At 32.4% G+C, this 12,008-nt stretch carries 10 protein-coding genes, 2 tRNA genes and 1 riboswitch; of the genes, 9 read left to right on the forward strand and 3 right to left on the reverse strand.

The window, feature by feature from the left end:
- The first annotated feature begins 6 nt into the window (after positions 1-6).
- The 5 genes from ACM595_RS00295 (at position 7) to ACM595_RS00315 (ending at position 7,946) form a co-directional block, all read left to right on the forward strand.
- The gene (locus tag ACM595_RS00295) at positions 7-1,569 is read left to right on the forward strand and encodes a peptide chain release factor 3 (protein WP_002483741.1); all 1,563 of its coding nucleotides are present in this window, start codon (positions 7-9) and stop codon (positions 1,567-1,569) included.
- Between the two features lie 46 nt (positions 1,570-1,615).
- Positions 1,616-1,797, forward strand: a riboswitch (yybP-ykoY riboswitch).
- A gap of 131 nt (positions 1,798-1,928) precedes the next feature.
- Complete coding sequence (locus ACM595_RS00300; protein ID WP_041079003.1) at positions 1,929-2,729, forward strand: TerC family protein; 801 nt, start codon at positions 1,929-1,931, stop codon at positions 2,727-2,729.
- Positions 2,730-3,100: 371 nt separating this feature from the next.
- The gene (locus tag ACM595_RS00305; protein ID WP_041079005.1) at positions 3,101-4,894 is read left to right on the forward strand and encodes a S1C family serine protease; all 1,794 of its coding nucleotides are present in this window, start codon (positions 3,101-3,103) and stop codon (positions 4,892-4,894) included.
- An 18-nt stretch (positions 4,895-4,912) separates the two neighbouring features.
- A complete protein-coding gene (locus tag ACM595_RS00310) occupies positions 4,913-6,271 on the forward strand; it encodes a TrkH family potassium uptake protein (RefSeq protein WP_041079007.1) in 1,359 nt (452 codons plus the stop codon).
- A gap of 166 nt (positions 6,272-6,437) precedes the next feature.
- Positions 6,438-7,946 carry a bifunctional metallophosphatase/5'-nucleotidase gene (locus ACM595_RS00315; protein WP_002483737.1) on the forward strand — a complete coding sequence of 503 codons (1,509 nt, stop codon included), beginning with the start codon at positions 6,438-6,440 and terminating at the stop codon, positions 7,944-7,946.
- Between the two features lie 542 nt (positions 7,947-8,488).
- On the opposite strand, the gene ACM595_RS00320 is transcribed toward ACM595_RS00315, so the two are convergent.
- Together ACM595_RS00320 and ACM595_RS00325 are read right to left on the reverse strand one after the other, a co-directional pair.
- Positions 8,489-9,091, reverse strand: coding sequence for a type II CAAX prenyl endopeptidase Rce1 family protein (locus ACM595_RS00320; RefSeq protein WP_002483736.1), 603 nt, complete (start codon positions 9,089-9,091; stop codon positions 8,489-8,491).
- A gap of 5 nt (positions 9,092-9,096) precedes the next feature.
- Positions 9,097-9,282 (reverse strand): YkvS family protein, encoded by a 186-nt coding sequence (locus tag ACM595_RS00325; RefSeq protein ID WP_002483735.1) that lies wholly within the window; start codon positions 9,280-9,282, stop codon positions 9,097-9,099.
- 200 nt (positions 9,283-9,482) lie between these two features.
- Between ACM595_RS00325 and ACM595_RS00330 the strand changes: the two genes are divergently transcribed.
- Entirely contained in the window at positions 9,483-10,472 is a 990-nt protein-coding gene (locus ACM595_RS00330; protein ID WP_002483734.1) for a lipoate--protein ligase, read from the forward strand.
- Between the two features lie 81 nt (positions 10,473-10,553).
- Here the strand turns inward: ACM595_RS00330 and ACM595_RS00335 are convergent, their stop codons facing one another.
- Positions 10,554-10,772: an IDEAL domain-containing protein gene (locus ACM595_RS00335; protein WP_011303465.1), complete on the reverse strand. Its 219-nt coding sequence runs from the start codon at positions 10,770-10,772 to the stop codon at positions 10,554-10,556.
- Between the two features lie 252 nt (positions 10,773-11,024).
- Between ACM595_RS00335 and ACM595_RS00340 the strand changes: the two genes are divergently transcribed.
- From ACM595_RS00340 to ACM595_RS00350, 3 genes are all read left to right on the forward strand, one after another.
- Positions 11,025-11,591: a competence protein ComK gene (locus ACM595_RS00340; RefSeq protein WP_041079011.1), complete on the forward strand. Its 567-nt coding sequence runs from the start codon at positions 11,025-11,027 to the stop codon at positions 11,589-11,591.
- Between the two features lie 153 nt (positions 11,592-11,744).
- Positions 11,745-11,819: transfer RNA gene (locus tag ACM595_RS00345), tRNA-Asn, on the forward strand.
- Between the two features lie 2 nt (positions 11,820-11,821).
- Positions 11,822-11,910 (forward strand) — tRNA-Ser (locus ACM595_RS00350).
- Positions 11,911-12,008: the final 98 nt, after the last annotated feature.

Below are 12,008 nucleotides of genomic sequence, written 5' to 3' on the forward strand. Positions count from 1 at the left end.
GTATAAATGAGTATAAAGGAAGAAGTAGAATCAAGAAAAACCTTTGCGATTATATCTCACCCAGATGCTGGGAAGACTACATTAACAGAAAAGTTATTACTATTCGGTGGTGCGATAAGAGAAGCAGGTACGGTTAAAGGTAAAAAAAGTGGCAAATTTGCGACGAGTGACTGGATGAAAGTTGAGCAGGAGAGAGGGATTTCTGTTACAAGTTCAGTGATGCAATTTGATTATGACCACTATAAAATCAACATTTTAGATACGCCAGGACATGAAGACTTCTCAGAGGACACATATAGAACACTGATGGCAGTTGATAGTGCTGTAATGGTGATTGACTGTGCTAAAGGTATCGAACCTCAAACATTGAAACTATTCAAAGTATGTAAAATGAGAGGTATACCTATTTTCACATTTATTAACAAATTAGATAGAGTCGGTAAAGAACCTTTTGAATTATTAGATGAAATAGAATCTACATTAGAAATCGAAACATACCCAATGAATTGGCCAGTAGGTATGGGGCAAAATTTCTTTGGTATTATCGATCGTGAATCTCACACAATAGAGCCTTTTAGAGATGAAGAAAATGTACTGCATTTAAATGATGATTATGAGTTGGAAGAAGACCATGCAATGAAAAACGATAGTGCATTTACTCAAGCAATCGAAGAGTTAATGCTTGTCGAAGAAGCGGGCGAAACGTTTGATAATGAAGCATTATTAAGCGGTGATTTGACACCTGTATTTTTCGGATCTGCACTAGCGAATTTTGGTGTTCAAAATTTCTTGAATGCTTATGTTGATCATGCGCCAATGCCGAATGCTCGTCAAACTAATGAAGATATAGAAGTTAGTCCATTTGATCTTGATTTTTCAGGATTTATCTTTAAAATTCAAGCTAATATGGATCCTAAACATAGAGATAGAATTGCATTTATGCGAGTTGTAAGTGGTGCTTTTGAACGTGGTATGGATGTAACCCTTCAACGTACACATAAAAAACAAAAGATAACACGTTCAACTTCGTTTATGGCAGATGATAAAGAAACCGTTAATCATGCTGTTGCAGGCGATATTATTGGACTTTATGACACAGGAAATTACCAAATTGGTGACACGCTCGTAGGTGGTAATCAGAAATTCAGTTTCCAAGAACTACCGCAATTTACACCGGAATTGTTTATGAAAGTTTCTGCAAAAAATGTTATGAAGCAAAAACATTTTCATAAAGGTATTGAACAGCTTGTTCAAGAAGGTGCTATTCAATATTATAAAGCATTGCATACAAATCAAATTATTATTGGTGCAGTTGGACAATTACAATTTGAAGTATTCGAACATCGTTTGAAAAATGAATATAATGTTGACGTAGTGATGGAACCGGTGGGTCAGAAAATTGCACGTTGGATTGAAAACGAAGAAGACATAAAAGATAAAATGAGTACATCACGTTCAATCTTAGTAAAAGATATATACGATAACTATGTATTCTTGTTTGAAAATGAATTTGCTACAAGATGGTTTGAAGAGAAGTTCCCAGAAATTAAATTATATGGATTGTTATAAATTTTATTTTTGTGTATAATAACTATATTAATAGAATACCTATGACTCAGTTGTCAGAGGGGAGTAACTTAACTTTAGTTGAAAATATATGAGTTTCGCATACAATCGTTTATATATGGAAAGTAATGCAACTTGTTTATCTTTTAACTTAGTCATTTTATCGTCATTACGAAGTATCAAACTTCCGGTAAAGTGGGCAGAATAAAACTGTCGAGTGAGACCTTTGCTAATAGTGAATATGGATTGCCAGTTGGTTCTTAACATCATTATAAATGATGAAGACAAGTGCAAGTTACGTAAACACTAGCTTAGCTTAGGTCTCTATTTTTATTCTTAAAAAATTAAAGGAGTTGTCCTATATGGATCCAAGTTTGATCTTACCTTATCTATGGGTACTATTAGTGCTCGTATTTTTAGAAGGTTTACTCGCTGCAGATAATGCAGTTGTAATGGCTGTTATGGTGAAACATTTACCACCAGAGCAACGTAAAAAAGCACTGTTTTATGGTTTGCTTGGTGCATTTGCATTTCGTTTTATTTCTTTATTCTTAATCAGTATCATAGCGCATTTCTGGTGGATACAAGCACTAGGTGCGATATATCTACTTTATATGTCAATACGGAACTTGATAACCTTCTTTAAAGAGAAAGATCAGCAAGAGCATGATGGTACCGACGATCATCATTTTGATGATGATGGAGAAGAAATTCATGCCAGTGCTAAATCATTCTGGGGTACAGTATTGAAAGTTGAATTTGCAGATATTGCTTTTGCAATAGACTCAATGCTTGCAGCACTTGCAATAGCAGTTACGTTACCAGCGGTTGGTATACACTTTGGTGGTATGGACTTAGGTCAATTTGCTGTGATGTTCTTAGGCGGTATGATAGGTGTTATCATTATGCGTTTTGCAGCAACATGGTTTGTCAACTTATTAAACAAATATCCAGGTTTAGAAGGCGCGGCATTTGCCATTGTTGGTTGGGTTGGTATTAAACTTGTTGTTATGGTGTTAGCACACCCAGACATTTTAATTTTACCTGAACACTTCCCACACAGTATTTTATGGCAATCTATCTTCTGGACAGTTATGATATTATTAGTTCTAATTGGTTGGTTGACGTCAGTTCGTCAAAATAAAAAAGAAGAGAAAAAATAATCATTTATTATTAGACTGGAAAGCCATTGTGCTTTTCAGTTTTTTGTTTGCAGAAAATAGTTTATTTTAAATAATGATTGTTTAAGTAAATTTAAAAATATCTGCTTAAATTATTTAAAGAGAAAATGAGATAAAGTTAGAAATTTGTATAAAAAGTGCTTATAATCAAAGCTAAGGTATAAATGATAAAATATTTGAAAATATAATAGCTAAATAGTAAATTTGGCGATTTATGCAATACATTTACACACTCAATCAAAATAGAATTCAGTATGAATATTTGTGTGTACTAGTAAAATAAATCGGAAAAATCCTTAATGATATGTCATAATGGATAGTATAAAAAATATGTAGTTTAGGGGGGCGTTTTTGTGGCGAATGATAAAAAACATGTGATCCCAAGAGAGAAATATGGTCGTAAAAGACGAGAATATTTTCACAATGAAGAACGGGAACAACGTGTCCAAATGGAACGTAAAGCTAGAAAACAACGGGCTGAAAAAGCGGAAAAATTAGCAAAGAATAACGAAGAACGTGTTAAAGAAAATTTAAGAAAAGCACGCATAGAAAAACTAACACAAGAAGAAATTCAGCAGCAACAAGCAATGGCTGCGAAACGAAATAGCAGTAATTCAGAAAGTGAATTTGAACCATCTGAAGATAACGCTCTGAATCATGTATCTAAGCAACAACCAGAAGAAGTTTCGCCTACATCGGATATAGCCAAAGATGATGTTGAAGTGGCATCAACGACAAATGAAACAAATGGTTATTTAAAAACCAACGAAACATCAAATGATTCAGATATAGATGTAAATGCGTCTACTAACAAAGACCGTTTACATGATGATCATTTTTATTCTGAAGAAGCGCAACAGTCAAGGGTTAATCAGTATATTGAAGAAGATAACTCAGATAAGGTTCATAACAATATTGCCAGAAATCATAAGTCTGGACAGACAGATGATAAATCTGACCAACACAGACATAGTGACCAACCAACTTTAATAGATAAAGTTAAGTATTTCTTCAAAGAACACTGGGCGAAAGTACTAATTGTATTGGCAGTTATTTTGTTAATTGTCTTAATTAATGCCATCTTTAATAATGTAGATCATAATGGAAACACGAAGGATAATATATTCCAAAGCAACGATAATGCTAATAAAGAAAAAACATATACAGATACAATGAAAAGTGCGAATAGTGCCATTCATTCCATCGTAACAGTCGAAAATGATACAAGTAATAATAGTTCATCTGCGGAGAAAGAGACACAAGAAGCAGGAAAAGAAAATGAATTAGGATCAGGTGTCGTCTACAAAAAAGTGGGCGACTCTATTTTTATCATGACGAATGCACATGTTGTAGGTGATAAAAAGGAACAAAAAATTACATACGGTAATAATGATACATCTATTGGTAAGGTCATTGGAACGGACAAATTTTCTGATATTGCAGTAGTTAAAACCAAAATAAAATCAGGTAGTGATGTTAAATCAATTAAAATGGGTGATTCCAGTACATTAGTCCTCGGTGAGCCTATTATTGTCGTAGGGAACCCACTAGGTGTTGACTTTAAAGGTAGTGTTTCAGAAGGTATTGTGTCTGGTTTAAATCGTCATGTGCCAGTTGATATCGATAAAGATAATCAATATGATGTGCTCATGAGCGCTTTTCAAATGGATGCACCTGTTAATCCTGGTAATTCAGGTGGTGGTGTTATTGATAAAAATGGTAAATTGATTGGTATAGCTTCTTTAAAAATTGATATGGATCATGTTGAAGGAATTGCATTTGCAATCCCAGTCAATGACGCTGAATCTATTGCCAAACAACTTGAAGCAAAAGGCGAAGTTAAATATCCTAATACTGGCATAAAAATCGCGAATGTTAAAGATATGGATGAAGCTACGCATCAATCCCTTAACTTACCTGAAGAGGTTAATAAAGGTGTTATCATTGGAGATGTAAAAGATAATAGTTTAGGTGAAAAATCTGGGTTGCAAAAAAATGATGTAATAGTAGAATTAGATGGTAAAGAAGTTGAAGATAATCTAAGATATAGACAGATTATTTTTAGTCATAAAGATGATTTAGATACATTGCCAGCAAAAATATATAGAGATGGTAAAGAGCAAGATATCAAGATTAAATTGAAGTAGCGTTGGGGTGAGTACGCGTTGTCCATTTTCAATCAATTATTTAAAAAATCAAGTCCTCAACAAGGTATTGTGATGTATTATATAGTCGCGATTATCGTGGCATTCTTACTGTTGAACTTACCTTATGTTCATAAAGCAGGTGTCTCTGTAGACCCAATCGATTCATTGTTTGTTGCTGTTTCAGGTGTGAGTGTTACAGGGTTATCACCAGTTAATATTGTAGAAACATATACGACGTTTGGACAAATTATCATCATGATCATCCTAAACATTGGCGGTATTGGTGTAATGGCAATTGGAACAATGTTGTGGGTAGTACTTGGTAAACATATTGGTATGCGTGAAAGACAGTTAATTATGTTGGATAATAATAAAGATACAATGAGTGGTACAGTTAAATTAATTCTCGATATCGTGCGTACCATTTTAATAATCGAAGTGGTTGGTGCAGCATTATTAACGTTCTATTTTTATCGAGATAACCCTGATTTGCAGTATGCTATCATGCAAGGGTTATTTGTTGCAGTATCAGCAACGACGAATGGTGGTTTAGATATTACCGGTCAATCCTTGATTCCATATGCTAATGATTATTTTGTGCAAACCATTGTAATGTTTTTAATTATATTAGGTTCGATTGGCTTCCCTGTGTTAATTGAAGTGAAGGCATATATTAAAAATAGAATCCCTAATTTTAGATTTTCATTATTTGCTAAAATAACAACAGTAACGTATTTAGTACTATTTGTATTTGGTGTCATTATCATTTTACTATTTGAATATAACCATGCATTCCAAAATATGTCTTGGCACAAATCGTTATTCTATGCTTTGTTCCAATCTGCAACGACGAGAAGTGCTGGATTACAGACAATTGATGTAAGTCATTTTGGTGAAGGTACGAACGTGATTATGAGCATCTTGATGTTTATTGGGTCATCACCAAGCTCGGTCGGTGGTGGTATTAGAACAACAACATTTGCAATTTTAATCTTATTTTTATTAAACTTTAATAATAATAGCGAGAAATTGTCAATTAAAGTATTTAATCGTGAGATACATACAACAGATGTTCAACGATCATTTGCAGTGTTCACAATGGCAGGTATTTTAACTTTTGCAGCGACGATTTTTATATTAGTTGTTGAGAATGGTAAAATTTCATTTCTTCAAGGCTTTTTTGAGGTGATGTCTGCGTTCGGAACGTGTGGGTTATCATTAGGTGTCACTGGCGATTTTAATGATATGTCGAAAGTTACACTTATGATATTAATGTTTATCGGACGTGTAGGTTTAATTAGCTTTATTATAATGATTGGTGGACGTAGAGAACCAGATAAATTCCATTATCCAAAAGAACGTGTGCAAATTGGATAATGTGATGAGCATAGAATCCTAAAAAAACACTTAGTTGAACGACAAATTCAATTAAGTGTTTTTTAATTATCTATTTTTAATATTAGTTATAAATAATGAAGATAAGATATTAGTATCGACGTAATTTAAAAACATGTTAAACTGTGATTAACGAGGAGAGAGGCATATGAAAAAAAGTGAAAAGATTGCAATTGATGTTATTGCTACTTCAGATATGCATAGTTATTTTCTAAATGGAGATAATGGTTCTAATATCTATCGAGCTGGTACGTATGTTAAATCGAAAAGAGAAGAAAATGAACATGTCATTTTACTAGATAGTGGCGGGAGTTTAGCGGGTTCTCTGGCTGCGTTTTACTACGCTGTGGTAGCGCCATATAAACGCCATCCAATGATAAAATTAATGAACGCCATGCAATATGATGCAAGTGGCATTAGTCCTAATGAATTCAAATTTGGATTATCCTTCTTTTCTAGAGCAGTTTCATTATCGAGATTTCCATGGCTTTCTGCCAATATTGAATATAAGAAAACACGTGAGCCTTATTTTTCAACGCCTTATACAATTAAAGAAATAGAAGGTGTTAAAATTGCAATCGTTGGATTAACTTCGGACGGTTTAATGGAGAGAGAGCATTTTGAAATGGAGAATGATGTACAAATTGAAAAAACCTTGCTGTCTTCTAAGCGATGGATTCGATTTATTCACGAAACAGAGATGCCAGAATTTCTAATTGTCATTTATCATGGGGGATTAGATCAGCTTAATAAGTCATCAAATGAACGTGAGCAAAATGTGAATGAAGCAGAAAAACTAATGCAAACCTTAGGTGTCATCGATTTGCTTATTACTGGTCATCAGCATCAAACATTTATTGGAAAAGATGAAAAAACTTTATATGTTCAAGCTGGCCAAAATGCAGAACAGTTAATCCACGTGAAAATCAATTTTAAAAAGCGAACGAATTCATTCGAATTAGAAAATGTAGAATCAAAAATCGTTGATTTAAATGAATATAAAGAAGATGAAGCGTTATTAGATTTAACTTATTATGATCGAAAAACAGTTGAACATTGGGGAAAAGAAATTTTAACAAATAAAGATATAGATGCACATATTGATGGGTTAGATGACGTGATTACCAAACCTCATGCATTTACCCAACTATTACATGATAGTATACGTCGCAAATTTGATTATGATATTTCCTGTGTCCATTTGCCTACAAGCGGCGAAACTGGATTATCTGGACAAATTACTAATGAGGCATTATATAATGCATATCCTCATCCAGATGTACCAATTGATTTAACTTTGAAAGGTCAACAAATAAAAGATATTTTAGAATATTGTTATGCACATATTGAATTTAGTGGAGGTTCGTTAAGCTTAACTATTGTGGATGAAACACTCTGTACATTTTGGCAAGGTGTGGACTATACAATTGATATGAATGCATTGCCATTTGAAAGGGTTCAATTAAATAATATAACATTAGATCATATGTATCGCGTAAGTATGACAGATTATTGCTACAGAAATTATAAACAATATTTAGAGCAAGCAGTTATTCATGAAACAGGTGAAATTACGATGGTTGAATTGATTTCACGAAATTTGAAAGATGACCAATATAAAATAAAACAAAAACAGACATTTGAAGTTTTAATATAAGCACGTCTAGTATATAAGTAACTTTGACTAAAAATAAACGTCAATTTCTATTGAGATAATATAGAAATTGACGTTTTCTTTACTTTTTGCAAAATTATACGAAAGTATCTTTATTTAGAATATTAAATTAAAGATTATATGATGTTGTAACATCCTGACTCTCGGGCGCATTGTATAAATATCGTTTTGTATCGCTAACTTTCAATAGCTTGAATGAATCTCCAAAAGTGCAAAATGTTAATAACGAAAGGGGAGTGGGACAGAAATCAAATTTTTTAATAGAGATTTCGTAGTCCCACCTATGCAATCAAGGCAAGGATGACTAGGATTGAAATGTTTATCTGAGCTAAAGCCCATGCATAAGTCTCCTAGAATTTTATGCAGAATACATAAGCTTTGGCTTATGCATAAGAACTACTGATTTTCATAAATTGAAAAAGTAGTTCTTTAAATCAGTGAGACTTTACATTTTCAATTCAGTCATCTGCTGCCTAAATGAAAAGGGTATTGAAGTCCCAACGTTTATTAATAATCGTATAGGTTTATACGTTGAATATTAATAAGATAACAACTGCTACAATTTGAGCTACAACAGTTGTTGCTATTCTGCGTGTATAGAAATAACTTAATGAAAGTGCCATTTGTACAATAAATACAAAGAAAACAATCCATAAGTTGTCAAGATAGTAAAATAATGAAGCAGAACATAATGCTGTAATTATAATACTTAACCAACTTGGGATATTTAATTTGATTAATTCTTTTTGTAAAACAGTTCTCATGTAAAGCTCATGACAAGGTATAACAAAGACTAATGTTACTAACATTTGCCATTTATAATAGACACCCGTACGTGTGAGTTCTTTGATTAATTCAGCATATTTTATATCAGAAGCAATTGCTGCGATAATAAGTTGAATAATAATCAATACAATACCAGTAATAATGCCCACACCTAGTGATGTGAGTAAACGTTTAGATTCAATATCTCTCTGATAAAAGATATAACTGATACCAGCAATTAGCATAATGCCCGTATAAAGATACCAATATTCTTGTTTCTCGCCCCACATTACCAAAAGAATAATGTGGAATACTATGAAACTTACGACAAACCAAATTAGTGCCTTAGAAATTCTATTCATTTTAACTATCCTTCTTGTTCGACGATTGTGTATCGTTTGTGATTAATGACAGTTTTTTCTGGCAAGTCTAGTTCTTCGAAGTTCTCCATAATTGTTAAATCAACAATTACTGAGTTGTCATTAATTTTTTCAACTCGACCTTTTAAGCCGTCATAAAATTCTACGATATTTCCCACTTCTGCAACAGTCATTTTTAGTCCTCCCTAGAAATGCTAACTAGATAGTATTATACAAAAAATCGGCAGACAAATAAACAAAAAACCATTAAATTGCATGATGTAAAACAATTTTCAATTTTTAGCAAAATATCAAAGTGAATGATTGGCAATTTTTGTGAAAATATAGCATAAATAGGGTAAGGGCATATATTTATGGAAAAGGAGTGCAGTAGATGAAGTTTATTAGTAACAACGACATTACAGATCCAACATTAAATTTGGCAATGGAAGAATATGTTTTAAAAAATATGCCAAAAGATGATAGTTATTTTTTGTTTTATGTAAATAGACCTTCGATTATTATTGGGAAAAATCAAAATACAATTGAAGAAGTGAATCAACCATATATAGACGAACACGGCATTGATGTCGTTAGACGTATATCTGGTGGAGGAGCAGTATACCATGACACAGGCAATTTAAACTTTAGTTTTGTAACTGATGATGATGGTAACAGTTTCCATAATTTCAAAAAATTCACAGAGCCGATTGTTGAGGCATTACAATCATTAGGCGTTGATGCTGACATGAGTGGTAGAAATGACATTCAAGTAGGTAGTGCAAAAATATCAGGTAATGCTATGGTCAAAGTAAAGGATCGTATGTTTAGTCATGGCACATTAATGCTAAATAGTGAATTGAATGAAGTCCAAAATGCATTGAAAGTTAATCCAGCAAAGATTAAATCGAAAGGTATCAAATCAGTAAGAAGCAGAGTAGCCAATATTTCTGAGTTTTTAGATGAACCTTTAGATATTGATCGATTTAAGGAAATAATTTTAAAAACAATTTTTGGAGAAGCTACGCAAGTAGAAGAATATATATTAACTGATGACGATTGGAAAAAAATTGAACAACTAAGTAATGAAAAATACCGTACATGGGAATGGAATTACGGTAGGAATCCAAAATATAATTTTGAAAGAGAAGAAAAATTTGAAAAAGGTTTCGTTCAAATAAAATTAGATGTAAAAAAAGGTCGGATTGAGCATGCAAAAATTTTCGGTGACTTTTTCGGTGAAGGCGACATAACTGAATTAGAAAATGCACTAGAGGGTACAATGCATGAATTCGATAGTATAGAAGAAGCACTTTCAAATTACGATATTTATCATTATTTTGGTGATATTGAACGCTACGAATTAATCAGATTAATGTCATAATAAATAACATATAAAAAGGTCTATTCTCTATCTTAATTTTAAGTAGGGAATAGACCTTATTTTAAGTAACAAAACAATAAATTAACCAACGAGAAATTCCTCCAAATTTTTGTATTCTTCAGTATAGCGTTTGAAATCATTCTCGTTTTTATTTTTTAAAGCATTATCAATGAGTTGTTCCAATTTTTGCTTACGAACGTTGCGCAATGATTCATCTATGATCAATTCAATGCCTAAATCATTAATCGTAGATACAAATGATTCTAGTGTATTGTACTTTACATGTGTATTATGTTTCATAATCAACACAGCCCCTCTATCTATATTTATATACAGTATACAAGGTTTTAATTTTTAAATCAATGAATATTCAGACTTTTCCGAAAAAAATAAGTGTAAAATGCAACTTTACAAAAAATAAATTAATGCAAAAGTATAGATACTAAAAATTAATTGTAGAAAATTTATAAAAATTATTATTATATAAGTTGATTTTAAGATGCTTGTATTATATTATTTGGTTGTCGCCATAATATATAAGGAGGTAAAAATATGATTCAACCCTATATCATTAAAAAAGGGGATATGGTTTTACAACCATGCAGTTTATCAACTGGTAAGTATGAAGGTAGTTATCTTTTAAAGTATAAGGATGACAGCAAAGTTCTAAAAGAACGTGTTCCAAAGATTATTGATCGATCGTGTAGATTTTATGGTAGTAGTTATCATTTTAAGAAAGAAGATACGATGAGAATTACTGGCATAAGCAGTAAACCCCCAATTTTATTTACTCCACTTTTTCCTACTTATTTTTTCCCAACGCACTCTGATAGAAAAGAAGAAAATACTTGGATTAATATTCATTATGTTCACCAAATCAAACCACTAAAAGAAAAGAAATGTAAAGTGACATTTGTAGATAATCAAACAATTGTAGCTAACATTTCAGCACATAGCATGCATCATCAATACCTAAATGGTATTTATTATTACTATATGATGGATAGGGCAGCAAGAGTTGCTACCTTTGATCCAGAATCTCCTATTGATTATACAAAACCTCAATTAAATATTTATGAAGCATTAGCAAAATATTCATTATTTGAAAATAAATCGTAGTAAATTTGGCGACGTAAGCATGTAAAAATGATATATGTGGAATATTATATTAATTTAGTGTAAATATTCCGCATATTTTTTTACGTTTACTACTTGAAAATTTAACGAGAGTTGATATAATAATATTTGTGCTTGATTAGAGCAACCCATTATTCCACAGTAGCTCAGTGGTAGAGCTATCGGCTGTTAACCGATCGGTCGTAGGTTCGAGTCCTACCTGTGGAGCCATTGGAAACGTACTCAAGTTGGCTGAAGAGGCGCCCCTGCTAAGGGTGTAGGTCGCGAGAGCGGCGCGAGGGTTCGAATCCCTCCGTTTCCGTAAAAACAGAAAAATCAATCCAAGTGAATACTTTGGATGACGAAAGAACGTTGTTAAATCAGCGTTCTTTTTATTTTGTCAAAAATACAAAAAAGTGA

Source organism: Staphylococcus sp. LKG3-1 (genome assembly GCF_048568385.1).
Lineage (GTDB): Bacteria > Bacillota > Bacilli > Staphylococcales > Staphylococcaceae > Staphylococcus > Staphylococcus saprophyticus.